Below are 25,653 nucleotides of genomic sequence, written 5' to 3'. Positions count from 1 at the left end.
AGAAAAAATTTGGGCACGTGCAGAATTTCAGCGGTGTACAGAAGGCCGCGGAACGGAGAAAGATTCCGGCGCGACAAAACACGCTTCGCGTGCTCTCGCGTCCGGCGCGTGTATAGAATGGAGAAAGATTCCGGCGCGGTGAGACGCACTCTGTGTGCGCGGAAATTAAATGGAGAAGAGGTTCTTTTATGCCAAAAGAATTTTTGATGGGAAATGAAGCGATTGCGCTCGGCGCGCTGCATGCCGGCGTTGGGCTTGTTTCCGGATATCCAGGTACGCCTTCGACGGAAATCCTGGAAACGGTTGCCAAACGGCGCGGAGATGGGGTTTATGTCGAGTGGAGCGTCAATGAAAAAGCGGCGCTTGAGGTTGCCGCGGGTGCTGCCTATGCGGGCGTGCGCACGATGGTGACGATGAAGCAGGTCGGCCTGAATGTGGCGTCTGACCCGCTGATGAGCCTTGCCTATGTCGGCGTGAAGGGCGGCATGGTGGTTGTGGCGGCGGACGATCCCGGCCCGATTTCTTCGCAGACCGAACAGGATACGCGCCTTTTTGCGCAGTTTTGTAAATTGCCGGTGTTTGATCCCTCTTCGCCGGAGGAGGCCTATACGCTGATCGGCGAGGCGTTCGAATACTCGGAACGCTATGCCACACCGGTGCTCTTCCGGCCCACAACGCGCGTCTGCCACGGCTGCGCGGCGGTCGAGGTGCAGGAAACGGGACGGCAGCCAGTACCGGCGGCGTTTGAAAAGGACACCATGCGATGGGTGATCTTTCCGCGTACATCTTATCTCAACCATCTGAAAATTGAGGAGCGAAATCCTAAAATCGGCACGGAGTTTTCGGCAAAGAATCCGGTGTTGGAACTCGGAACAGGGGAGACTTGCCGGGTTGGCGTTGCCTGCGGGGGAATCAGTTACGCCTATCTGATGGAGGCTGCCGCACAGGAGGCTGTGTGCGGTGTGCGGGTCTTGAAGGTCACAACGCCGTATCCGTTTCCGGAAACCCAGGCGCTTCGATTCCTTTCGGGACTCGACGAGGTGCTCTGCCTGGAAGAACTTGACCCGGTGATTGAGCGGGAGCTGACTTGCCTTTGCGGCAAACACGGACTTTCCGTGCGGATTCACGGAAAAGGCGACGGCTATGCGCCGCGCGCCGGCGAAAACAGCACCGAAGCGGCAAGAAAAGCGCTGCGGCTGCTGCTTGGCAGGGAGACGCTTCCGGATTTAAAGCCGGATGCCGACTTGCCGGCGCTTCCGGTTCGTCCGCCGGTGCTTTGTGCCGGATGTCCGCACCGGGCGTCTTTCTATGCGGTCAAGCAGGCAGCAAAAGGCAAAAAAGCGGTGTTTTGCGGCGATATCGGCTGCTATACGCTCGGCAATGCGATGCCGCTCGATATGGTCGATACCTGTTTGTGCATGGGGGCGGATGTCACCATTGCACAGGGCCTGCACCGTGCGGAGCCGGATACGGTTTCATTTTCGTTTATTGGGGATTCGACATTCTTTGCATCCGGAATTCCCGGCATAGTAAACGCAGTGTATAATCAGACAGATATTGTTCTGATCGTATTAGATAATTCTACGACAGCGATGACCGGGCAACAGCCGCACCCCGGTACCGGCCGCACCATGATGGGCAAAGACGGCGGCCGGGTGTCGATTGAATCGGTGCTCCGCGCGGTCGGTGTATCGTTTGTCGAGACCGTCGATCCGCTCGATCTGAACGGCGCGGTTCGGACGGTGCAGGAAGCTATTGCGGCTTCCGGCGTGCGCGCGGTGGTGTTCCGTTCGCCGTGTATCGCGGTGGCAAAGCCGGAGGGCTGCTGTGCGGTCCTTCCGGAAAGCTGCACCGGATGTCGGAAATGTATCCGTGAGATTGGATGTCCGGCGCTTGTGGCAGACGGCAAAACGGTGCGTGTGGAGCCGCCGCTCTGTACCGGCTGCGGGCTTTGTGCGCAGATCTGTCCTGTAAAGGCGATTCATGCGGCTTCCGGCGCGCATGCTGTACCAATTTCCTGCGCAGAGAAACCCGCTGCATGCGGATCGAAGGGGTCTGAAATTCAAAGTGCGGCTTCGAGTTTGCCCGGGGCGGACTCCGGCTCGAAAGAAGGTCAGGCGGCGGTAGCGTTCGCGGCATCGGGGAGTACGGTTCCGGGCTTGCTCGGGGCGGACTCCGGCTCGAAAGAAGGTCAGGCGGCGGCAGCGTTCGCGGCATCGGGGAGTACGGCTCCGGGTTTGCGCCGGGCGAAAGACGGCTCGAAAGATTATTTGTTGTGCGGTGTGGGCGGCCAGGGAACGGTGCTGGCTTCCAAGCTGCTTGCATTTGCCGCGATGGAACAGGGGCTTGCAGTCCGGACGGCGGAGACCATCGGCATGGCGCAGCGCGGCGGATGCGTGGTGAGTCATGTGCGCGCCGGAGATGTAGTGCATTCTCCGCTGATTCCGAAGGGCTGTGCGGATACCATTCTCGGCTTTGAGCCGGGTGAGGCGGTGCGCTGTTTGCCGTATCTCAAACCGGATGGCGCGGTGGTCGTCAGCCAAAAGGCCATCCAGCCGGTTACGGCCTCGCTGGCACGCACGCCATATGACGCATCGGATATGCTCGACTACCTGCGCGCGCGGGTGAGGCGGCTGACGGTGCTCGATACAGAGGCAGTCTGTGCGGCGTGCGGCTCTTCAAAGGTGCTCAATATTGCGCTTTTGGCGGCAGCGGCCGGTGCGGGCGCCATCGCTCTGACACCGGACGCGCTGATGGAGGCCATTCGCAGACGGATGCCGGAAAAATTTCACGAGGTCAATCTCCGGGCGGTTCAGATTGCCCTGCAAATGCGGAAAGGATAATGACTTATGAAAATGACAGAAACGCAATTTTCGCTGATCCGGGCGCAGCTGAAAACGCTCACCTCCAAGGATTGCTTTTACAAAGAAAAACTGAAAGATATTGACATTGACGCTATCCGTACACAGGAAGATTTTGAAACGCTTCCGTTTACCTGGAAAGGCGATCTGCGCGAAGCGTATCCGCTCGGCCTGCAGGCGGTGCCGGATGAAGAAATTGTGCGGATTCATTCCTCTTCCGGAACGACCGGGACGCCGGTCATTATTCCCTATACTGCGCAGGATGTTGCAGACTGGGCGGAGATGTTTGCGCGCTGCTATCGGATGGCAGGCGTGACGAATACGGACCGCGTTCATATCACGCCGGGCTACGGTTTGTGGACGGCCGGAATCGGTTTTCAGGCCGGTGTGGAAAAGATCGGCGCAATGGCAATTCCGATGGGCCCGGGCAACACGGACAAGCAGCTGCGCATGATGATGGATTTGAAATCCACGGTGCTGTGTGCGACGTCTTCGTATGCGCTGCTTTTGGCCGAAGAAATTGCAAAGCGCGGAATCGGCGATCAGATCCATCTGCGCAAGGGCATTATCGGCTCTGAGCGCTGGGGAGAGAAAATGCGGGAGCGCATTGCAAAAGAACTCGGCGTCCGGCTCTATGATATTTACGGCCTGACAGAGGTCTACGGCCCGGGCATCGGCATCAGCTGCGACTATGAATGCGGCATGCACATGTGGGATGATTATATCTATTTCGAGATTGTGGATCCCAAAACCGGAAAGGTGCTTCCGGACGGCGAGATCGGCGAGTTGGTCATCACGACGCTGCGCAAGCAGGGCGCGCCGCTGATCCGCTACCGCACGCATGATTTAACCCGGGTTTTGACAGGCGAGTGCCCGTGCGGCAGCCGGTATCCGCGGATCGATACGATCCTCGGACGCACCGACGATATGGTGAAGGTCAAGGGCGTCAATATTTTCCCGAGCCAGATCGACGAGATGCTCAGCACGGTTCCGGGCGCATCGAGCGAATACCAGTTTATGATCGACCACCTTGAGGGCAGAGATATCTGCACGCTCTTTGTCGAGTGCGACGACGGCGCCAATCGGTACAGCGTCGAGATGGAAACAAAGGAAAAATTTAAAGCGCGGATTGGAATCAGCGTCAATGTGATGCCGGTTTCAGTGGGAGATCTGCCCCGCAGCGAGAAAAAGTCAACGCGCGTGTTTGATAACCGCTATTGACGCACACGAAGTGTGTTTCATCGCGCACGCGCAGTGTGTTTCATCGCGCCGGGAGTTTTCTCCATTCTGTACACGCGCTGGACGCGAGAGGGCGCTTATTTCCGTTCCGCGGCTTTTTCATGCCGCACGCGAAGCGTGTTCCACGCGGACACGGAGTACCTTTCTCCGCGCACACGCAGCGTGTTTCATCGCGCCGGGAGTTTTCTCCGTTCTGCGGCCGGGTGGACGCGGGAGGGCGCTTATTTCCGTTCCGCGGCTTTTTCATGCCGCACGCGTAGCGTGTTTCACCGCACACGGAGTGTGTCTCATCGCGCCGCACACGAAGCGTGTTCCATCGCGCCGGTCACTTTTTCCGTGTTGCGGCCGGGTGGACGCGGGAGGGCGCTTATTTCCGTTCCGCGGCTTTTTCATGCCGCACGCGAAGCGTGTTTTACCGCACACGGAGTGTGTCTCACCGCGCCGGTCACTTTTTCCGTGCTGCGGCCGGGTGGACGCGGGAAGATATGCCTACCGTTCTGTGGCGTTCACTGTTCCGCGGTTTTCTGATTTTCCGCTTTGAAAAAATTCTCTGTTCTATATACGCGCTGGACGCGAGAGCACACAAAGTGTGTTCCATCGTGCCGGAGATTTTCTCCGTTCTGTGGTCTGCTTTTGTTCGCTATTTCACAGTTGCGAAGCGTCATTTGTTGCAGAAGCAGAGCTCCATTGCGCCGAAAAATCTGCGCGGTTTTGGCTGTTTGAATAATTGCTGGAGCGTGTTGCAGATCAGGGCGCTTTGCGTTGCCGGATGACGTTCTGTGCGTGAATTTTACGGCGAACATGGAAACGCTTGTTTTGACTCGCGGACGATGGAATGGGTTTTGCGTTTATAGGGCGGGTGTATGACCAGCTGCAAAATATGTGCTGCGGTGTTTTATGGGTAAAAATTAAGATCAAAAAACTGTAAAAGACGAAGGCTTTTTCCAAAAGGAAGGCTTTCGTCTTTTTTGTTATCGTGATTGCAGGTGGCGGCTAGCGAAGATCGGAGAGGCAGCTTTCCCAGGCTCCGGGGCACGGACGCCGATTCGCCTTCGGGCGAATCGGCTGGGTTCCGCGTAGCAACGCTGCGCGGAAGGACCGCGTGTCGGCGTACCGAAGAATGGCGGTGCGCTTTTGGGCTTTGGATTTTTTCCGAAATCCGGATGCACAGCAAACGCGGTCTGTCCGTGCCCCGGAGCCTGGGAAAGCGGAAACTTCGCCAATTTGTGGAATTGCCAGGTTTCGAATGCCGGAAACTGCGCGGCGCTTTTTTTCACAGAATCGCACCGCTGGTTTTTATAAGACAAAAATTCTTTTGCATAAAAGTTGCTCTTCAAAAAGGTCCGATGCTTTGGCTGCTTGTAAGGAAAGCTGCCTGTGTTTTGCGCCGGCTTGTTGGCGAACGAAGCGCGCCGCAGAACGGAGCCCTTTTCAGAGCGGAAAATCAGAAAGCCATAGAACGGCAGGTGCGTCCTCTCGCGTCCAGCGCGTGTATAGAACAGAGAATTTTTTCAAAGCGGAAAATTAGAAAACCGCGGAACAGTGAACGCCACAGAACGGTAGGCATATCTTCCCGCGTCCACCCGGCCGCAGAACGGAGAAAACCACCTGCGCGATGAAGCACACTGCGTGTGCGCGAAGGAACACACTTTGTGTGCTCTCGCGTCTAGCGCGTATAGAACAGAGAATTTTTTCAAAGCGGAAAATTAAAAAACCGCGGAACAGTGAACGCCACAGAACGGTAGGCATATCTTCCCGCGTCCACCCGGCCGCAGCACGGAAAAAGTGACCGGCGCGATGAAACACACTGCGTGTGCGGTGGAACACGCTTCGCGTGCGGCATGAAAAAGCCGCGGAACGGAAATAAGCGTCCTCTCGCGACCAGCGCGTGTATAGAACGGAGAAAATCTCCGGCGCGATGAAACACACTGCGTGTGCGCGATGGAACACGCTACGTGTGCGCGATGGAACACGCTACGCGTGCGCGAAGGAACACACTTCGTGTGCTCTCGCGTGCAGCGCGTATATAGAACAGAGAATTTTTTCAAAGCGGAAAATTAAAAAACCGCGGAACAGTGAACGCCACAGAACGGTAGGCATATCTTCCCGCGTCCACCCAGTCACAGAACGGAGAAAGTGACCGGCGCGATGGAACACGCTACGCGTGCGCGAAGGAACACACTTCGTGTGCTCTCGCGTGCAGCGCGTATATAGAACAGAGAATTTTTTCAAAGCGGAAAATTAAAAAACCGCGGAACAGTGAACGCCACAGAACGGTAGGCATATCTTCCCGCGTCCACCCAGTCACAGAACGGAGAAAGTGACCGGCGCGGTGAAACACGCTTCGCGTGCGGCATGAAAAAGCCGCGGAACGGAAATAAGCGCCCTCCCGCGTCCACCCAGTCACAGAACAGAGAAAACCACCGGCGCGGTGAAAGGCACTCTGTGCCCGCGATGAAGCACACTGCGTGTGTGCGATGGAACACAGTTCATGTGTGGGTGTAGCGGACATTTTGGGGGTAGGTGCCGGCAAGCATGGAAAAGCCGGTCAGGCAGACATCGAGAATGCCGCGGACGCGCGCTCGTCTCGCGGGCTTTGCGCGGACTGCGACGGAGAGAATGCCCGGTTCTATGTGTGTGGAAAGCGTTTCGAGAGAACCTTCGGCCTCTTCGCGCTGCAGCGAGGTTACCATGGCACAGGCGAGTGCCGAAAGACCTGCACAGACTAAATCCTTCCCGAATGGGCCGGCGTTTGCGTGACCGAGGATTTCAATGGTGTCACAGCCGCCGAGACGGCCGACGGTGATGGTTGTCATGCGCGTTCCTCCTGATCGGGCAGTGGGGGTTCCGGCTTGTGCGGCGTGTTAAGCTCTGCTTGTGTGTGCAGCGGTTCTTCGGTTTGCGGGACGGCTGCTTCCTGCGCCTGTCTGCGTGCGGCCTCGGCTGCGAGAGATGCAGCCGCCTGCTTTTGCAGGGCAGCGTCCCGGATGTCCGTGATGCGCCGAATGACGGCCTCTTTGCCCTCAAAATGCATCATGGAGATGGCTGCCAGTGCCTGTTCGGCCCTTGCCGGGTCAAAAAATCCCAGCGCATAAAGCTCTTTGGCGAGTTCGTTTTGGGCTGCTTTTGAGAATGGCGACGATTTTTGCGAGGTGACGACAAGATCAAATACCGGGCGGCGGTAGCCGAGCTCCATGCCGAGCAGATTGCCCTGCGGCTGCGGCTGCAGGCGCGCGTTGTCGTATTGCAGAAACAACTGCCCGCCCTGTGGTGCGGTGATCCGGAACCAGCGCGGTTCGGTGTAAAATTGCCGGATCAGCTCCAGACACAGGTATCCCACCTCGACAAACGCCCGGTAGGAAGCCCGGATCATATCGCGGGAGAGCTTGCTTCCGGCTTCCTGCAGCGCAGCAATGGCCGAGGCTGCGGTGACGCCGGAATTGGTGCCGCCCTGGCTGAAATCACGGTTGCCGCTGGTCTCCTTGAGTTCGTCGATCTTCATCTGGATCATCGTCAGGAAGGATCCGGAGAGCGGCTGGGTGTAGAGCTCCCGGATGCTGTCCTCGCCGAGTCCGCCTGCAACATGAATGAAATCGCGGCTCCAGTCGGCAAATTCTTCCTCGTTGACGCTGCCGTCGTCCCGAATGAAGAAGCGCTTTTTGCCCGCCATCAGCGCATTTTGCAGGACAACACCGCCCATCCGGTCGATGTACATCTGCGGGTCTTTCATGATGTCGAGATACCCAAAGCCCGCAGGGGTTCCTTCTGCGACGAACAGAACGTCGAACACGAAGGGATATTTTCCGTGGTCATAGAAGCCGCGCTGGGCGTAGAGCGGGTCGTCTTCAGAGGCATAAAGTACCTCTTCGCCGGTGAATTTACAGTAGTGCAGAATGGGGCCCGCCGGGGTTTCGCGCTTGTAGTACCAGTCGATGACCGCGGTCTTTCCGGTGGTGTCGACGCTGTCGTCGTAGAGATATTTGGCGATGTCGAGGGTCGAGTGCAGGTCTTTTCCGGCAAGCTGCGGATGCGCTTCGCGCAGAAGGTCTTCGTCGATGAGTTCTGCGTGAAAGACATTGCGCGAACGCTGGATGTCCCGGATGCCCGGTTCCCAGTACAGGTTCAGCAGGTCAAGCTGGCGGATCTCAATATCCCCAAGGCCGTTTTCGCTTCGGGGATTCCAGAATACGCCGTATACACCGGTCCCGTTTTTGAGTTTGTACCACCACAGGTCGGAGTAGGTCGCTTCAAACCGGTTCTGCTCCAAAATGACGGGCAGAATCGAGGAAAGCGCGGACGCCTCTTCGCGGTCGCTCTCCTCGCGCGGGAGCACGTTCGGCTCCGGATAGCTGTCCATGGCGTCGGCGTGTTTGTTTGCGATGGAGTTGAAGAGCCAGGCGCTTGTCGGCGGAATGTCTTCGCCGGTGCGGCGCAGACGGTCGGTGTGGCGCAGTTTGTACCACTGTTCGTTTTCGATGATGCGCGCTTCGAGATTTGCTTTGCCGGCTTTGTAGCGGCGCAGCGTTTCCATAGCCTCGCGCAGCTGCGGTTTTCCGATGCACAGGGTCGGTTCAGTAACGGGAATTTTCATGGATGATACGCTCCTTTTTTGCTTTTTTTCCATCGTACCGCATCGGTTTCGAAACTTCTCCCCGTTTTCGCGCCAAAAAATAAAAAAATTCTGTTGACTTTTGTTGCCAATTGTGGTATTATATCACATAGACAAGAACGGACGTTCGATGAATGTTCGAGCATAACAAAGAAGGGAGGAACATCCGAAAATGGCATGGATGGAATTGCATCAAAGTTTACCGCAGAACAAGAAAACGCTGCGCTTAAAGCGTCTGCTGAAAATCCGCACACCGCAGGCGGTCGGGCATCTGTGTATGCTTTGGCTTTGGGCGATCGACAACGCGCCGGACGGCGATCTGACGCCGTTTGAACCGTCGGAACTTGCGGAGGTTTGCGGATATGAGGGGGAGAATCCGGCACAGTTCGTGGCGGCGCTGCAGGAATCGGGCTTTCTCGACGCGGACGGATGTATCCACGATTGGCAGAGCTATACGGGGAGACTATTGGAGCAACGGGAACTCCAGCGCGAACAGGCGCGCCTGCGGCAGCAGAAGCGTCGGGAGAAGCTGCGGCATGTCACGCGTGACGACAGCGTAAGTCACGCAGATACAGAACAAGACCAAACAGAACAAGACAGAACAGAACCGGACGAGGACACACACACTGTGCAGAGCGTTTTGCCGGAAGCGGTCGAGCGGCGCTTTTGCAGCGCGATTCATGCCATGCGCCCCGGAGAGCGCGAGACCTTGTGCCGTCTTGTTGAAAAATTTTCGGAGGCGACGGTGCTCAGAGCGATTGAAGAGGCGCGCGGAAGAGGAAAGAGCGCGAACTATCTTGCGGCAATGCTGGAATCGGGATTTTCAAATTTTTCCGGATTTGGGATGAAAAACGGGGAGACAACGAAACGCCGTCCGACGTATGATTTAGACGAACTTGATAATATGGCGGATTTGCTGATGATTCCGCCATGCAACTAAGGACGGACAAGGGATAAGGAGGAAAAACCATGGCAAATTACAAGGGCGGAGCCAACACGATTTGCCCGTTTTACGAGCGGGAAACGGACCGGAGCATTACCTGCGAAGGGCTGCGGGAAAATTCGGTTTTGACAATGCGGTTTCCGGCGCGCAAGGACAAAAGCGCATGGCAGGAGGAATTTTGCATGACGTTTGCATACCGGCGTTGCCCGCTGGCGCGCGCCTGTTACGAGAAATATGAAGAACCGGAACGGTACGCCGTGCGCGCAGCCGCAAGCGGAATGTAACGAACGCCCAGGCAGAACTGCGGAACGAGCGGCTGTACAAAACAGACTGCAAAATGGCAGGCATAAATTCTCGCGTCCACCATGGTTCCAGAACAGAGAATCCTTTCAGAGCGAAAGACCAGAAAGAGAAAGCCGCGGAATGGCAGGGGCGTCCTCCCGCGTCCAGCGGGTGTTCAGAACGGAGAAAACTTCCGGCGCGGTGAGACACACTGCGTGTGCGCGGTGGAACACACTTCGTGTGCAGAACGGAGAACCCTTTCAGAGCGGAAGATCAGAAAGAGAAAGCTGCGGAATGGCAGGGGCGTCCTCCCGCGTCCAGCGGGTGTTCAGAACGGAGAAAACTTCCGGCGCGATGGAACACGCTGCGCGTACGCGATGAGACACGCTGCGCGTACGCGATGAGACACGCTGCGCGTGCGTGTGGGGGGGCTTGCAAAGTTGGCGGTGGGGGAGTATAATCAGTTCCGGGGTTTCGGAAACAAAATATGTTCTTACAGGGGAACCACAGGCAAATGCCGGGTTCTCCTTTTTGACTGAGACAAGCTGTGAGGCGTGCGGAATCATCTTTCGGTACGGTGCGAACAAGCCGCGGAATAGTGGAAGTGTCCTTTGCGTTTGCCATATTTTCAGAACGGAGAAACCGCTGGCGTTGGAGATCAGAAAATCGCGGAACGGCGGGGGCGTCCTCCCGCGTCCAGCGGGTGTTCAGAACGGAGAAAACTTCCGGCGCGATGGAACACACTTCGTGTGCAGAACGGAGAACCCTTTCAGAGCGGAAGATCAGAGAGGGAAAGCCACAGAACGGCAGGCACGACCTCCCGCGTCCAGCGCGCCACAGAATGAATGAAAACCTCCGGCGCGATGAAACACACTTTGTGTGCGCGGTGGAACACACTTCGCGTGTGGGGAAAGGAGATCGAATATGAGAACGGTGTTATTTGATTTGGACGGCACATTGCTGCCGATGCAATTGGAGGAATTTACAAAGGCCTATTTTGCGGAGCTGACGGCGGCGTTTGCCGAAGTGTACGGGCAGGCCGCACTGGCGGATATTCCGGCGTTTGATCGTTTTTATGAGAACGGGCGGTTCCAAAATGCCAAAGCGGCAACGCAGCCGACGCCGCTTGCGGCTGCTTGCATCCGGACGCTGAAGGAGAAAGGCTATCGGCTGGTGCTGGCCTCCAATGCGGTCTTTCCGCCTGCAGGAATGGCCGCGCGTGCGCGCTGGGCCGGTGTGGATCCGGCGGATTTTTGCCTGATTACGTCTTATGATGTTTCAAGTTACTGTAAGCCGAATCTTGAATACTATCGGGAGATCCTGTCGCTGATCGGCGAACAGGCCGAAAACTGCCTGATGGCGGGCAACAGCGTCCGCGAGGATCTGTGCGCCGGCAAACTCGGAATGGAGACGTTCCTGGTGACCGATTGTCTGGAGGACGCGGAGGGCGCCGATTTGTCCGGGTATCGGCAAGGCTCTATGGCGGAACTGCTCCAGTATCTGAAAGCACTGCCGGAAGCAGAGTGGGAGTGCGAGGACCGGGCTGTGTAAAATTTGGGATTGCTTCGTAAGATCGGAATGCAATCGAAAATCAAACGTGAATTTGTTCCCGTAACAGCGGAATCTGCGAAAAAGCAGGTTCCGCTGTTTTCGTAAAAATTGAGTTTTGATTTTGCATATAGGAAAGTGCCGACCAAACGTGCAATCCAAACGGGTTGCAAAATAAATGGAGAACTTTTCACAATAGAAATATGGCGCAAAAAAATCCGCGGAACGGCAGGCGCGTGCTCTCGCGTTTGCCCGGCTCACAGAACGGAGAACCCTTTCAGAGCGGAAGATCAGAGAGGAAAATCCACGGAACGGCGGGGGCGACCTCTCGCGTCCACGATTCTTACAGAAAGGACAAAGTGACTGGTGCGACGGAACACGCTACGCGTGCTCTCGCGTCCAGCGCGCCACGGAATGAATGAAGACCTCCGGCGCAGTGAGACACACTGCGTGTGCGCGGTGGAACACGCTTCGTGTCCGCATTCTCCAGCAGCCCGGGCGCGGAAGCGGCCAATTGGGTCCTATGGACCAATGGGCCTGGGTGCGCGAATGCGCACCGGCCGCGTGCTGAAGGCGTGGAGAATGAAACGAAGCTGTCTCGTTTGCGGCGAGCGTTTGCAAAAGAGGGGGGCTTTCAGACGCGGCGCTTCCGCGCCCGGGCTGCTGGAAGAATGCTGCCTGTCTGAATGCAGGAAACCGAAAATGCTTTTATAAAATCTGCAGAAAATTTGCGGCAGACAATCAAACGCCAAGCGGAACGTACGGCGAGTCGTGGATTTTGACTTTTGCAACCAGAGAATGGATAGCGAAGCAAAAATTAGCCGCGGAACGGTAGGTGCGTGCTCTCGCGTTCGCCCGGCTCACAGAACGGAGAAAGTGATTGGCGCGGTGAAACACACTCCGTGTGCGGCGCGACGAGACACACTGCGTGTGCGGTAGAACACGCTTCGTGTGCGCAGAACGGAGAAAGCGACTGGTGCAAGAGATCAGAAAATCGCGGGACGGAAAAGGTATCTGACATGTTTTTGATTAGGCTTGCCGTTCCGCAGATAAAAAATCCGCGGAACGGTAGGCGCGTGCTCTCGCGTTCGCCCGGCTCACAGAACGGAGAAAGTGACTGGCGCGGTGAAACACACTGCGTGTGCGGCACGATGAGACACACTGCGTGTGCGGCGCGATGAGACACGCTACGTGTGCGGTGGAACACGCAGTGTGTGATTGACATTCCGGCTGGGCGTGGTACAATAATGGGGAACGCTTTGTGAAAGAAAGAATCGAGGTTTTTTACATGGTAAAAGTTGATGTTTTTTCCGGGTTTTTGGGCGCTGGCAAAACAACGCTCATCAAAAAACTCTTAAAAGAATGCTACACCGGCGAACGCGTGGTGCTGCTGGAAAATGAGTTCGGCGAAATCGGAATCGACGGCGGATTCCTCAAGGATTCCGGGATCCAGGTGACGGAAATGAATTCCGGCTGCATCTGCTGCTCTTTGGCGGGTGATCTCGGCGAGGCGCTCAAAACGATCGTCGAAACGTATCAGCCGGAACGCATTTTGGTCGAGCCCTCCGGCGTCGGCAAGCTCTCGGATGTGCTGCGCGCGGTGCAGAATTCTCCGGTCGCGGACAAGCTTTCCATTCACAGCGCCTGCGCGGTGGTCGACGCCGTCAAGTGCCGGATCTATCTGAAAAATTTTGCGGAATTCTTTGAAAATCAGGTTGCCTGTGCGGGCGCCATCATCCTGAGCAGAACCGGCGGAATGCGTGAGGAAAAACTCGCGGAGTGCGTGCGCCTTCTGCGCGAAAAGAATCCCGATGCACCGATTCTTACAACCCCTTGGGAGGAACTTCCCGGCGAGAAAATTCTCGAGGCGATGGAAGGCCGCAACAGCGTCCTGGAAGCGCTTCTGCAGGGAGCAGACGTCTGCCCGGAATGCGGCTGCCATCACGATCATGACCATGAACATCATCATGAGCACGAGCATGAACATGAACATGACCGCGAGCATGAACACGACCGCGAAGGCACCTGCTCCTGCGGTCATGATCATCACCACGATCACGACCACGATCACCATCATCACCACGCGGACGAGGTCTTTTCCAGCTTCGGCGTGGAGACTGCAAAACGGTACACCGAGGATGAGCTGCGCGGCATGCTGGATGCGATCGGAAGCTGCGGCATGATCCTGCGCGCAAAGGGCATTCTGCCGGATGCGGACGGCAAGGGCTGGCTGCACTTTGATTATGTGCCGGGCGAATATGAGATCCGGCGCGGACCGGCGGATTACACGGGCCGGCTGTGCGTCATCGGGACGTCGCTCCAGGAGGACGGCCTGCGCGAATTATTTGGAATTTAAAAAGGCGGAGGGACCGGAATGGAGACAGTCATTTATCTGATTGCGGGCTTTCTGGAGAGCGGAAAGACGACGTTTATCAACGAAATCATGGGCGATCCGAACTTTTTCCAGGGGGAAAAGACGGTGATCCTTTGCTGTGAGGAAGGCTTTACCGAATACAACGAAGACCGGCTGCGCGAAACGCAGACGACAGTGATTCCTGTGGAGAACGAAGCGGATCTGACCGGAAGCTTTCTGAAAGATCTGAACGCGAAATACCGTCCGGAGCGGGTCATCATCGAGTTCAACGGCACCTGGTCGATCCAGAAGCTGTTTGAGGTGAAGAAGCCGAAAAACTGGGTGCTCGGACAGGTCGTCGCCATTGCAAATTCGGAGACATTCAAAAGTTATGTAAACAACATGCGGACGATGATTGCGGATTCGTTCCGCCAGGCAGACACGGTGATTTTCAACCGCTGCACGCCGGAGACAGACAAGGCCTCGTTCCGGCGGATTGCGCGCTCGATCAACCCGCGCGCAGAGCTGATGTTCGACAATGTGGACGGCACTGTGGACGACGGGCGCTCCGAGGGGGATCTGCCCTACGATCTGAACGCCGATGTCATTCAAATTGCAGACGAGGATTTTGGCATTTGGTATCTTGACGCCATCGAAACGCCGGACCGGTACGACGGGAAACTCGTGCGCGTGAAGGGGATGGCGTTCCACCCGCGCGCGGCCCGTAAGGACGGCGTGTTTGTGCTCGGGCGCTTTGCGATGACCTGCTGCGCGGAGGATATCAGCGCGATCGGGTTTGTCTGCAAGGCGGACGGGGAGATTCCTGCGGAAAAGCAGTGGATCGACGTCATTGCGCGTGTGAAAAAGGGATACAGCCCGCTGCACAAGCGCGAGGCAGTACTCCTGCATCTGAAGAAATTCAAAGCTGCTAAAAAGCCCGAAGAGGAGCTTGTTTATTTCAACTAACACGCGGAGCGTGTCTCATTGCGCACGCGCAGCGTGTTTCATCGCGCCGGAAGTTTTCTCCGTTCTGCACGCGCAGCGTGTTTCATCGCGCCGGAAGTTTTCTCCGTTCTGCACGCGCAGCGTGTTTCATCGCGCCGGGAGCTTTTTTCCGTTCTGTGAGCCGGGCGGACGCGGGAGCACGCGCCTACCGTTCCGCGGATTTTTTTATCTGCGGAACGGCAAGTCTAATCAAAAACATGTCAGATACCTTTTCCGTCCCGCGATTTTCTGATCTCTTGCACCAGTCGCTTTCTCCGTTCTGTGGCTGAGCGGACGCGAGAGGCCACGTCTACCGTTCCGCGGCTAATTTTTGCTTCGCTATTCACTCTCGGTTTGCAAAAGTCAAAATGCACGACTTATCGTACGTTCCGCTTGGCGTTTGATTGCCCGCCGCAAATTTTCTGCAGATTTTTAAAAAGCATTTTCGGTTTTCTGCATTCAGGCAGGCAACATTCTCCAACAAACCGGGCGCGGAAGCGCCGCGTCTGAAAGACTTCCTCTTTCACAATCACTTACCGAAAACGAGACAGCTTCGTTTCATTCTCCACGCCTTCGGCACGCGGCCGGTGCGCATTCACGCACCTAGGCCAATTTGGTCCATAGGACCCAATTGGCCGCTTCCGCGCCCGGGCTGCTGGAGAATGCGGACACGGAGTGTCTTTCATTGCGCACACGCAGTGTGTCTCATCGCGCCGGTCACGTTCTCCGTTCTGTGAGCCGGGCGGACGCGGGAGCACGCGAAGCGTGTCCCACCGCGCCGGTCACGTTCTCCATTCTGTAAGAATCGTGGACGCGAGAGGACATGCCTACCGTTCTGTGGCTTCCTTTGCCTGCGAATCGGCAGCACAATCGAAAACGCGAAAGGACACTTCTACTGTTCTGTAGCTTGCTGATTTTTCGTGCCGCAGGCTTTCTTCGTACTGCGGCTCTTTTCTCCCAATATTGCGATGCCTTTTCCGATCTGTTGTACGCTTGTACGCCGGGTGCGAAATGTGATATCTACCATTCCGCGGATTGTCCATTGCGCGGTAAACGCACATTGGGCAGAATGCAATGTGAAATACGCTTTTTTGAAAAAATGGAACCGGTGCAACGCCAAGGCGCTGTACCGGTTTTTTGCGCACAATTTGATGAAACACAGGTTTTTTCGGGGCGAAAATGGGAAAACAAAAAGCTGCATCTGCGCACATGAACCGTGCCCGGTTGCAGCTTTTCGGTTTCTTTTTAGATTTGTGGATGCGAAGCGGTGCGGAACGATACGGGATGATCGGAAATCTACCACCGTATACGACCGTACTCCATGGCATGCGGTCGCACCCCAGTGCATACGACCGTATACGACCGTATACCACCGTATACGAAACGTACCAAAGCAAAGACAAAAACAAAAGCGAAAACAAAAGCGAAAACAAAAGCAAAGAAGAAGAATAGAAGAACGTCGCACCGCGTCTGTTGGGAAGGGTTTGACGTTTGGGATTGCGGGCAAACGCGGAAACAAGCAAAGCCGGTCAGTGCTTGTGCCTGCGCAAACCCGTGTTTGCGTGTTTCGATTGTGCTGCCGATTCGCAGGCAAAGAAAGCCGCGGAATGGGAAAGTCACAGAACGGATGAGGCGTCCTCTCGCGTCCAGCGCGTTTCCAGAGCGGAGAACGTGACCGGCGCGATGGAACACACTTTGTGTGCTCTCGCGTCCGGCGCGCCACGGAATGAATGAAAACCTCCGGCGCGGTGAAACACGCTCTGCGTGCTCCCGCATCCAGCGCGTTTCCAATTGTGCTGCCGATTTACAGGCAAAGAAAGCCGCGGGATGGGGAAAACCATAGAACGGATGAGGCGTCCTCTCGCGTCCAGAATACCACAGAACGGAGAACGTGACCGGCGCGGTAAAACACACTCTGTGTGCGCGAATGCGCACCGGCCGCGTGCCGAAGGCGTGGAGAATGAAACGAAGCTGTCTCGTTTTCGGTAAGTGATTGTGAAAGAGGAAGTCTTTCAGACGCGGCGCTTCCGCGCCCGGTTTGTTGGAAGAATGTTGCCTGCCTGAATGCAGAAAGCCGAAAATGTTTTTTAAAAATCTGCAGAAAATTTGCGGCGGGCAATCAAACGCCAAGCGGAACGGCATGCACGACCTCCCGCGTTTGCCCGGCTCACAGAACGGAGACCCCCCAGGCGCGGAGATCAGATCAGAAAATCGCGGAACGGGAAAAGCCGCAGAACGGACGAGGCCTCCCCTCGCGTTTTTGATTGTGCTGCCGATTTACAGGCAAAGAAAGCCGCGGAACGGGGAAAACCACAGAACGGATGAGGCGTCCTCTCGCGTCCAGCGCGTTTCCAGAGCGGAGAAAGTGACTGGCGCGATGGGACACGCTTCGCGTGCTCCCGCGTCCGGCGCGCCACGGAATGAATGAAAACCTCCGGCGCGGTGAAACACACTCTGCGTGCGGCGCGATGAGAGACACTTTGTGTCCGCGATGGAACACGCTATGCGTGCTCTCGCATCCAGCGCGTTTCCAATTGTGCTGCCGATTCGCAGGCAAAGAAAGCCGCGGAACGGGGAAAACCACAGAACGGATGAGGCGTCCTCTCGCGTTCAGCGCGTTTCCAGAGCGGAGAACGTGACCGGCGCGATGGGACACGCTTCGCGTGCTCCCGCGTCCGGCGCGCCACGGAATGAATAAAACCTCTGGCGCGGTGAAACACGCTCTGCGTGCTCCCGCATCCAGCGCGTTTCCAATTGTGCTGCCGATTCGCAGGCAAAGAAAGCCGCGGAATGGGGAAAACCACAGAACGGATGAGGCGTCCTCTCGCGTCCAGCGCGTTTCCAGAGCGGAGAACGTGACCGGCGCGATGGGACACGCTTCGCGTGCTCTCGCGTTCGGCGCGCCACGGAATGAATGAAAACCTCCGGCGCGGTGAGAGACACTTTGTGTCCGCGATGGGACACGCTATGCGTCCGCAACCAGCGCACTTTTTTCGATTGTGCTGCCGATTTACAGGCAAAAAGAGCCGCGGAATGGGAAAACCACAGAACGGATGAGGCGTCCTCTCGCGTCCAGCGCGTTTCCAGAGCGGAGAACGTGACCGGCGCGATGGGACACGCTTCGCGTGCTCTCGCGTTCGGCGCGCCACGGAATGAATGAAAACCTCCGGCGCGGAGAAACACACTCTGTGTGCGGCGCGGAGAAACACGCTGCGTGTGCGGTGGAAGACGCTACGCGTCCGTGGAATCGACGATTTCCGAAAGCTCGGACTCTTCTTTCTGCAGACCGGGCAGTTTGGGGAGCTTGCGCTTTTTCAGGCCGATAAATCCGATCGCAGCGACGAGCAGCGCGCCGAGTGCGTCGATGATCAGATCGGTGATGGTGTCTGTGAGCGCGGCGTGGCCGACCAGCATGGTGCCGTCGGCAAGATGGTAGCGCTGCATGTTCAGGCCGAGCAGACCGTCGAAGGTGTACTCGTAAATTTCCCAGAGCGCGCCGGCTGCCAGCGCAAAGCAGAAGGCAAACAGGGCGATGAAGAAGGGGCTCAGCCGGACGGAGACGTGCTCTGCGTCATTGAGAATCGTAACCAGCGCAAATCCGAGCGCGCCGAGCATCGCGCCGCTGAAGGCGTGCAGATAGGAGTCCCAGTGCGGGACGAGATAGAAGAAGCTGCGCACCTCGCCGAGGTAAATCGCGCAGTAGAGGAAGATATAGTACATGATGAACATGTAGTTCGGCAGGGAGAAGGAGAATTTGCGGTTGATAAGATCCGGCAAAAAGAGCACAACAAGGCCGAGAATGCACTGCGTGAGCATGAGCAGATAGTCGCTCTTGACCGGCTCAAACTCTCCGCCGGCCGGCGCTTCTGTCGGCGCAGAGGCGAGATTGATTGCCGCATAAACGATGGAGAATGCGAGAGAAATAAAGACGATGATGCAGACGATTCGTTTCCAGTTGAATTTTTTCTTAAGCTTTGCCATAAAGCGGCTCCTTTCCAAACCCGCCTGCCTGCGGGAAAATCAAACTGCGATTATGGTAACATAAATCAGGAAGAAAGTCAAAAACGGGGAGAAAATCCGCGCGGTGTCCGCTAAGATGAGAGAGAAGATCAAACAGGGAGGAACCTTTTCATGCGGACAGCCATCAATTGGACGCCGATTCAGGATGAATACTGCGATACCGGCGCAAGTTTTGCCGAACTCGGACGCAAATACGGCGTGAAACGAAAGACCATCGCCACCCGCGCGGCGCGCCATCGCTGGAAAGCGCTGCGCCTTGCCGGGCTCGACAACGAACCGGCATCAGAGCCCGATCCGCACCAAGCAGCACCCCCAAAGAATCCGCTGCATGCGACGGTGGATCTTTTCACACAAGCCGCACAAGCTGAAGCGCCTGAATCTGCAAAAGACCCTGCAGCACAGGGCGATGAAACGCCTGAATTTGCAAAAGACTCTGCAGCACAGGGCGATGAAGCGCCTGAATCTGCGGAAGAATTTGCGGCACAGGGCGATGAAGCGCCTGAATCCGCAAAAGACTCTGCAGCACAGGGCGATGAAGCACCTGACTCTGCGGAAGAATTTGCGGCACAGGGCGATAAAACGCCTGACTCTGCGGAAGAATTTGCGGCACAGGGCGATAAAGCGCCTGACTCTGCGGAAGAATTTGCGGCACAGGGTGATAAAACGCCTGAATCCGCAAAAGACTCTGCGGCACAGGGCGATGAAGCGCCTGAATCCGCAAAAGACCCTGCGGCACAGGGTGATGAAGCGCTGGCTCGTGCGTATCTTTGGGAAGCAGCGGCGCATATGGGGTATGTGCTGCAGCGCATTTTCCGCGACGAAGATCAGTTTTTCCGCTATCTCGTCAAAGAAAAAGGCGGAGACGGCACAGCGCTGCAGGAATGCATCTGTCAAAAGGCGGATACCAAGGCTATCCGCGACATGGCGAACGTGCTCAAAACACTCACCGCAAGCGTGCGGGATCTCAGCGGCGCGGAGCCGGCAGAGAAGACGCCGGCGGGCGGCGTGATTCTGCTCGGCGCCGCAGAAGAAGGAGAATCCGACCGGGAGCTTTTGGAGGAGGAGACAGCGGATGACCACGAAGAATTGGAACCCGAATGACCCCGATATCGCGCAGCAGGAACACGTGATTCGGATTCCTGCCGGCAGAACAGAAGGCGGCATCCTCTGGAAACCGCAGCCGCGTCAGCTTGCCTTTCAGGCGCGGCGGGAATATGAGGCGCTTTACGGCGGTGCGGCAGGCGGCGGCAAAAGCGACGCGCTTTTGTGCGAGGCGCTGCGGCAGATTGCCATCCCGCATTACCGCGCCCTGATCCTGCGCAAGACGCGTCCGGAGCTTTCGGAGCTGATTGACCGATCGCGTGTGCTCTACGGCGCGCTTTCCCCGCAGGCGGTCTACCGCGCTTCGGCGCAGTGTTGGGAGTTCCCGAGCGGCGCGAAGATCTTTTTCGGTTCCATGCACCGGCCGCAGGATCGTTTCCGCTACCAGGGACTGCGCTATGACTATATCGCATTTGACGAATTGACCCATTTTACTTACGAGGAATACGCGTATCTTTTTTCCCGCAACCGGCCCTCCGGCCCGGGAACACGGGTGTATATCCGCGCGGCAACCAATCCGGGCGGCGTGGGACATGCCTGGGTCAAATCGCGGTTTATCACGCCTGCACCGCCGCTGACGCCGATCTGTGAAACGGTCACGGTAAACGGCCCCGACGGGCCGCGCCGGTTCACGCGCAGCCGGGTGTTTGTGCCCTCCACGGTGTTTGACAATGAAATTCTGCTGCGGCAGGATCCGCAGTATCTGGCGAGCCTTTCCATGCTGCCCGGCGCAGAGCGCGACGCGCTGCTTTACGGCTCCTGGGATTCCTTTTCCGGGCAGGTTTTCCGCGAATGGCGCAACGATCCGGCGCACTATGCGGACCGCCGGTGGACGCATGTGATCGATCCGTTCCGGATTCCGCCGCACTGGCGGATTTGGCGCGGGTTTGACTTCGGGTATGCCAAGCCCTTTGCCGTGGGCTGGTTTGCCGCGGATCCGGACGGAAGAATCTATCACATTCGCGAGTACTACGGCTGCACCGGGACGCCGAATACCGGCGTAAAGTGCAATCCGGCGCAGATCGCGGAGCAGATCCGCGAAATCGAGGAGACCGATCCGAACCTCCGCGGACGGAAAATTCTCGGCATTGCCGACCCGTCGATTTTCGACGAGAGCCGTGGGGAATCGGTCGCGGCAATGATGGCGCGGTCGCCGCATTTTATCACCTTTCGCCCGGCGGACAACACGCGCATTGCGGGCAAGATGCAGATGCATTACCGGCTGGCGTTCGACAGCGAGGGATTTCCGATGTTCCAAGTGTTTGCAGCGTGCCGGAATTTTATCCGCACTGTTCCGGCGCTGACCTACAGCGCCTCAAACGTCGAGGACGTCGACACCGACGGCGAGGATCATATCTATGATATGGTGCGGTATGTGCTGATGGAACGGCCGATGTCTCCGGCGGCGCCGCAGAAGCAGGCGCTTTTGCCGGATGATCCGCTCGATCTGCGTGTGCGTCCGGCGATGCGCGGAAGATCCATCCGAATTTCCTGCTGAAACAGCACGGCTCTATATGTCTGTGGCGAATAATGCATAACAATCTTCATTTATAGCGTATTATTCTGCTTTAAGTAAGAGAATTTTTGCGTGAAAAGTATGTTTGAGAACGAAAGTTCCGAATAAAAATGACAAAAAGGGATGAAAATAATTAAAAATATAAGCAGATTTAGCTGAATTTTTCTCCAAGTTGCGGGAATTTGCGCGGATTTTGACAGAATAGTTGCACTTTTTCCGGTTTCGCAGTATAATGAAAAAAATCGGAGATCATTTTGCAGGATCGAACAAGCTGCAGGAGAAGGGAGACGAAACGCGTTGCGAAGAACAGACCGGGAAGTTACGGAGTTTTCGGAAATCGAGGAAATCATCCGGGAGTGCCGGGTATGCCGGCTGGCCTTTTCAGCAGGCATGTATCCCTATATTGTGCCGATGAATTTCGGCTATGCGTGCGAAAACGGCGAACGGGTCTTCTACTTTCACTGTGCCGGAGAAGGGCGCAAGCTCGATTTGATGCAGCAAAATCCCAATGTTGCCTTTGAGCTCGACTGCAGATACCGGCTGATGAGGCCGGAAAATCCGGCGGATGCCTGCGGCTACAGCGCCTGTTATGCATCGGTGATCGGTTCTGGACGCGCGTCGCTCGTTGTGGATCCGAAGGAAAAGGAGCGCGGGCTGCTTCTGCTCATGCAGCAGGCTGCCGGAAAACGCGAGGATTATGTGATTACGAAGAATAGCCTGCGCGCGGTGACAGTGTTTCGCGTGGACGTCAAAAGCCTTTCCTGCAAGAAGCACGGAAGCTTTTAGGCAGGCATTGGATCCAATCCGCCTATGCTGAGCCTGTTCAAGTCCAGTTTGGATGGGGTCGGCATTTTTTTGTTTTACAACCAAGCGGCAGCATTGTTTATAATTACTGTAAAAATATGTTATAATTGGTTAACAATTATGGCGATTTTCGAAGGAGGGGCGTTATGTTTAAAAAAATGTTAGAGCGAACAGATCCATATCAATTATCGGGGTTCCTGATGGAAGGTGCAGAGCATCCGGGAAATGCCGAAGGCTCCTGCAGCGAACAGGTTCGGGCGGCGCAGGGGGAAATCCTTGCCATGCTGCGGACACTTTGTGAGGGCCGCGACGACTTTGACGAACTGAGCAGCAAATTGTTTGCGCAGATTGGCGTATGTCAGCAGAATTATTTTGAGCAAGGTATGAAAGCCGGCGCACGAATTGTGCTGGGACTTTTGGACACAAAAGAATAAAGCGATGGCCGCACACAGAGCTTCTGCGTGCGGCCTTTTTGCGTCTGCTCAGCGTTTCGGCGGAATGCTCCAGGCGGAAATTTGCTCCGCCAGATTGTACACGGGAATGCCGCGGGACACAGCATAGGCGACCGTATAGGCGGTGCCGCCGGAAGAACGCGTGCAGTAGCTGATGCAGCGGGTGCTGTGGTTGACCAGTGCGCGGTTGCGCCGGAGCATATTGCCGCTGACTGCGGTGTCCGAAAGGAAGAACGCAGTATCTGCGCGCGAGAGAATGTCATAATAGCGGATGCGGTCATCCGGCGAAAAAAGGTCGGCCTGATGACGATGGGGAAGCAGCAGGTGCAGCCGGATCCGGGGATCCTGGGCGCGCAAATGGAGAATGGCATCGGCAGCAAGCGTATCAAAGCCGACCGCGCCGCCGCAGTAGAAGTCAAAACAGCCGTCCTCGAGACAGTCCTCGATAGCGGCAGGCAGCGCGCGCTTGAGCGCGTAAAGGTGATTTTTGGGAAGGTTGCGGTGTCCGGTGAAACAACAGGCGGTCTGCGGATGGTTCATGGCGTGGCCTCCCAGCTTTTTTGCGATATATGTATCGTATCATATTTTTCATGTGATTGCAATACGTTTGCAATGCAGATATTTGAAACGAAAGGGGGGATAATATTAGCAATACAATTGTATTGCGAGGTATCGCCGTGAAAGGCTTTAAAATCCCATCCATTCCTCCGACGACAAATAAGACGATTCGATTTCCAAATGATTTATTAGAAGAAGTAGAAGCAATGATTCAAGGTAAAAACTGTACATTTTCTGCTTTCGTCATTGAAGCCGTGCGTGAGGCGCTCGCATCTTTAAAGGAAGAAAATGAAGCGTAAAAAACGCTGAAAATGATTTGACCGCCGGGAGCGTTTCCGGCGGTGTTTTATTTTGCGCACGCAGAGCGTGTTTCGTCGCGGGCACGGAGTGTCATTCATCGCGCCGGTCACTTTTTCCGTGCTGTGGCCGGGTGGACGCGGGAGGGCGTGCCTACCGTTCCGCGGCTTCCTTTGCCTATGAATTGGCAGCACAATCAAAAACGCAAGAGGAGGCCACGTCCGTTCTGCGGCTTTCCCGTTCCGTGATTTTCTGATCTCCCGCGCCAGAGGGTTTCTCCGTTCTGTAGCCGAGCGGACGCGGGAGCACGCAAAGCGTGTCCCATCGCGGGCACGGAGTGCCATTCATCGCGCCGGAGGTTTTCATTCCGTGGCGCGCCGGACGCGAGAGGACGCGTCTGCCGTTCCGTGGCTTTTTCATGCCGCACGCAGAGCGTGTTTCATCGCGGGCACGGAGTGCCTTTCATCGCGCCGGAGGTTTTCATTCATTCCGTGGCGCGCCGGACGCGAGAGGACGCGTCTGCCGTTCCGCGGCTTCCTTTGCCTATGAATCGGCAGCACAATCAAAAACGCGAGGGGAGGCCTCGTCCGTTCTGCGGCTTTTCCGTTCCGCGATTTTCTTTGCTTGCGAATAGCAGCGTAATCGAAAGGGTGTTTTATCGTTCCGCAGCTTATCCGGCTGACCGTGCAAACCACAAGCCCATCATGGTGGTTTACTGCACAAAGTGTTTTGCTGCATCGGATGCATGGAAAATTTCCCTGTGCGGCGGCGTTTTCCGCGAAATTTTGTCCGGCGCGCCCTCGTTTCTGCAAGCTGCTTCTCCCCGAAAACCGGGGCACGAACGCCGTGCGGCCGAAGGGCCGCACGGCCTAACCCTGCGCAGTTATCCTGCGCAGGGTAGCCGCGTACCGGATAGGTAAAAAGCCGGGCGGCGCAGCTTACGATACAGAGAATTTTTCCGCAGAAACACAAAGCCGCAGACGCGGCCGGTTCGTGCCCCGGTTTTCGGGGAGAAGCGCGGTTTCCGGGAAACTTCCGCACTGCAAAACAGCGCGTTCGCCGCAGAGAAAATTTTTGTGCCTGTGCCGCCACGCTTCCGCATTTCCTCCGCAAAATCGGCGCCTACTCTGCTTGCTGGGCCGATGCAGACCGCACGCTGCCGGCGCGGTAGGCTTTGGGCGTACAGCCGATCCATTTGCGGAAGGTTTCCGTGTAATAGCTGGCGCTCAAAAAGCCGCAGGCGAAGCTGATATCTGTAATGCTTTGATCTGTACTGCGCAGCAGCTCGGCGCTGCGGGTCAGCCGGTACTCCGTCAGGTAAACCATCGGCGTCCGGGAAAGGTATCGCCGGAACAGCGCGCAGCATTTGCTCTGGCAGACATTTCCCGCGGCGGCAATTTCGGCAAGCGTCAGCTTTTCGGCGTAGTGTGCGGAGAGAAACACCAGCATTTCCTTGAGCGGCTGGAGCTGCCGGCTTTCTTTTTCGGCTTCAGCCGAAGGCGGGCTTTGATGCGGCATCTGCTCGTATAACAGCGCCCAGAATTTACAGAAGGCGCTCTGAATCCGCAAAACCGCGCCCGGGGCATCCTTTTCCGCGTCCATTGCGCAAAGGCACGCGATGGCCTCGACCTGCCAGTCTTCTTCCGGCTTCAGCACAAGGTACGGCATGCAGGCATTTTCGGCAACCGGCGCAAGATAGCGCTCCTCGAAAAACGGCGTGATCCGCAGGACGGACGGATGGATCAGGATGCAAAAATAGGTGCATTCCGTCTCGGCGGAAGAAAATCCGTAATGCAGCCGTTTGGAGTTGATAAAAATTGCGTTGCCGGCCTGCAGCGTCAAGATTTCGCCGTCGACGCTGTATTCCATTTCTCCGGAAGTGACATAGAGAAGCTCGATGTCGTCGTGCCAGTGACTCGGAAAGGTATAGTGCGGATAGTCCGAGAGATTGCCCGACCGGATATAGGCCGGGTACTCCGGAAAGTTATACCGGACGCGCTCAGAGCGATCCTGCGCAAGATCAACAGACAACATAGGTTTTTTCTCCAAATACAGGATTGTTATAGAACTAGCTAAAATAACGATA

General features: G+C 56.4%; 19 protein-coding genes and 1 pseudogene. 14 read left to right on the top strand and 6 right to left on the bottom strand.

Annotated elements, in window-relative coordinates; all coding sequences use genetic code 11:
* Positions 1 to 188 precede the first annotated feature (188 nt).
* The 3 genes and pseudogenes from iorA to IAG03_RS05515 all read left to right on the top strand — a co-directional run.
* Positions 189 to 1,982: pseudogene (gene iorA / locus IAG03_RS05525) on the top strand (indolepyruvate ferredoxin oxidoreductase subunit alpha); the annotation flags it as partial.
* A 300-nt stretch (positions 1,983 to 2,282) separates the two neighbouring features.
* Positions 2,283 to 2,843, top strand: a complete 561-nt coding sequence (locus IAG03_RS05520; protein WP_346726107.1) for an indolepyruvate oxidoreductase subunit beta — start codon at positions 2,283 to 2,285, stop codon at positions 2,841 to 2,843.
* Positions 2,844 to 2,849: 6 nt separating this feature from the next.
* Entirely contained in the window at positions 2,850 to 4,082 is a 1,233-nt protein-coding gene (locus IAG03_RS05515) for a phenylacetate--CoA ligase family protein (RefSeq protein ID WP_249318851.1), read from the top strand.
* A gap of 2,507 nt (positions 4,083 to 6,589) precedes the next feature.
* On the opposite strand, the gene IAG03_RS05510 is transcribed toward IAG03_RS05515, so the two are convergent.
* Both IAG03_RS05510 and IAG03_RS05505 read right to left on the bottom strand, forming a co-directional pair.
* Positions 6,590 to 6,916 carry a ribosomal-processing cysteine protease Prp gene (locus IAG03_RS05510; RefSeq protein WP_249318850.1) on the bottom strand — a complete coding sequence of 109 codons (327 nt, stop codon included), beginning with the start codon at positions 6,914 to 6,916 and terminating at the stop codon, positions 6,590 to 6,592.
* The gene (locus tag IAG03_RS05505) at positions 6,913 to 8,691 is read right to left on the bottom strand and encodes a portal protein (RefSeq protein ID WP_249318849.1); all 1,779 of its coding nucleotides are present in this window, start codon (positions 8,689 to 8,691) and stop codon (positions 6,913 to 6,915) included. Before IAG03_RS05505 ends, IAG03_RS05510 begins: the two co-directional genes overlap by 4 nt.
* A gap of 190 nt (positions 8,692 to 8,881) precedes the next feature.
* Between IAG03_RS05505 and IAG03_RS05500 the strand changes: the two genes are divergently transcribed.
* The 6 genes from IAG03_RS05500 to IAG03_RS05475 all read left to right on the top strand — a co-directional run bounded on the left by IAG03_RS05500 (position 8,882) and on the right by IAG03_RS05475 (position 16,032).
* Positions 8,882 to 9,649 carry a hypothetical protein gene (locus tag IAG03_RS05500; RefSeq protein ID WP_249318848.1) on the top strand — a complete coding sequence of 256 codons (768 nt, stop codon included), beginning with the start codon at positions 8,882 to 8,884 and terminating at the stop codon, positions 9,647 to 9,649.
* A gap of 29 nt (positions 9,650 to 9,678) precedes the next feature.
* On the top strand, positions 9,679 to 9,936 hold the full coding sequence (locus IAG03_RS05495) for a hypothetical protein (protein WP_249318847.1): 258 nt from the start codon (positions 9,679 to 9,681) through the stop codon (positions 9,934 to 9,936).
* A gap of 922 nt (positions 9,937 to 10,858) precedes the next feature.
* A complete protein-coding gene (locus tag IAG03_RS05490; protein WP_249318846.1) occupies positions 10,859 to 11,485 on the top strand; it encodes an HAD family hydrolase in 627 nt (208 codons plus the stop codon).
* Positions 11,486 to 12,770: 1,285 nt separating this feature from the next.
* Entirely contained in the window at positions 12,771 to 13,838 is a 1,068-nt protein-coding gene (locus tag IAG03_RS05485) for a CobW family GTP-binding protein (RefSeq protein ID WP_249318845.1), read from the top strand.
* Positions 13,839 to 13,856: 18 nt separating this feature from the next.
* Complete coding sequence (locus IAG03_RS05480) at positions 13,857 to 14,801, top strand: TIGR03943 family putative permease subunit (RefSeq protein ID WP_249318844.1); 945 nt, start codon at positions 13,857 to 13,859, stop codon at positions 14,799 to 14,801.
* Positions 14,802 to 15,642: 841 nt separating this feature from the next.
* Positions 15,643 to 16,032 (top strand): hypothetical protein, encoded by a 390-nt coding sequence (locus IAG03_RS05475; protein ID WP_249318843.1) that lies wholly within the window; start codon positions 15,643 to 15,645, stop codon positions 16,030 to 16,032.
* A gap of 83 nt (positions 16,033 to 16,115) precedes the next feature.
* Here IAG03_RS05475 and IAG03_RS05470 read toward each other — a convergent pair whose 3' ends face one another.
* Entirely contained in the window at positions 16,116 to 16,961 is an 846-nt protein-coding gene (locus tag IAG03_RS05470) for a hypothetical protein (protein ID WP_249318842.1), read from the bottom strand.
* Between the two features lie 1,089 nt (positions 16,962 to 18,050).
* Positions 18,051 to 18,800 (bottom strand): DUF2238 domain-containing protein, encoded by a 750-nt coding sequence (locus IAG03_RS05465; RefSeq protein WP_249318841.1) that lies wholly within the window; start codon positions 18,798 to 18,800, stop codon positions 18,051 to 18,053.
* 150 nt (positions 18,801 to 18,950) lie between these two features.
* Between IAG03_RS05465 and IAG03_RS05460 the strand changes: the two genes are divergently transcribed.
* The 4 genes from IAG03_RS05460 (at position 18,951) to IAG03_RS05445 (ending at position 22,694) form a co-directional block, all read left to right on the top strand.
* Positions 18,951 to 19,940, top strand: coding sequence for a hypothetical protein (locus IAG03_RS05460; protein WP_249318840.1), 990 nt, complete (start codon positions 18,951 to 18,953; stop codon positions 19,938 to 19,940).
* Positions 19,941 to 19,974: 34 nt separating this feature from the next.
* Positions 19,975 to 21,438, top strand: coding sequence for a terminase large subunit domain-containing protein (locus tag IAG03_RS05455; RefSeq protein WP_430472441.1), 1,464 nt, complete (start codon positions 19,975 to 19,977; stop codon positions 21,436 to 21,438).
* Between the two features lie 315 nt (positions 21,439 to 21,753).
* On the top strand, positions 21,754 to 22,242 hold the full coding sequence (locus IAG03_RS05450; RefSeq protein WP_249318838.1) for a pyridoxamine 5'-phosphate oxidase family protein: 489 nt from the start codon (positions 21,754 to 21,756) through the stop codon (positions 22,240 to 22,242).
* A gap of 164 nt (positions 22,243 to 22,406) precedes the next feature.
* A complete protein-coding gene (locus tag IAG03_RS05445; protein WP_249318837.1) occupies positions 22,407 to 22,694 on the top strand; it encodes a hypothetical protein in 288 nt (95 codons plus the stop codon).
* Between the two features lie 48 nt (positions 22,695 to 22,742).
* On the opposite strand, the gene IAG03_RS05440 is transcribed toward IAG03_RS05445, so the two are convergent.
* Positions 22,743 to 23,252 carry an SLOG family protein gene (locus IAG03_RS05440; RefSeq protein ID WP_249318836.1) on the bottom strand — a complete coding sequence of 170 codons (510 nt, stop codon included), beginning with the start codon at positions 23,250 to 23,252 and terminating at the stop codon, positions 22,743 to 22,745.
* Between the two features lie 137 nt (positions 23,253 to 23,389).
* On the opposite strand from IAG03_RS05440, the gene IAG03_RS05435 reads away from it, so the two are divergent.
* Positions 23,390 to 23,569, top strand: coding sequence for a ribbon-helix-helix domain-containing protein (locus IAG03_RS05435; RefSeq protein ID WP_249318835.1), 180 nt, complete (start codon positions 23,390 to 23,392; stop codon positions 23,567 to 23,569).
* 1,120 nt (positions 23,570 to 24,689) lie between these two features.
* On the opposite strand, the gene IAG03_RS05430 is transcribed toward IAG03_RS05435, so the two are convergent.
* Complete coding sequence (locus tag IAG03_RS05430; protein WP_249318834.1) at positions 24,690 to 25,601, bottom strand: AraC family transcriptional regulator; 912 nt, start codon at positions 25,599 to 25,601, stop codon at positions 24,690 to 24,692.
* Positions 25,602 to 25,653 lie beyond the last annotated feature (52 nt).

The sequence above is a fragment of the Yeguia hominis genome, from assembly GCF_014384705.1.
GTDB lineage: Bacteria > Bacillota > Clostridia > Oscillospirales > Acutalibacteraceae > Yeguia > Yeguia hominis.
This window is presented reverse-complemented; position numbering and strand designations above follow the sequence as displayed.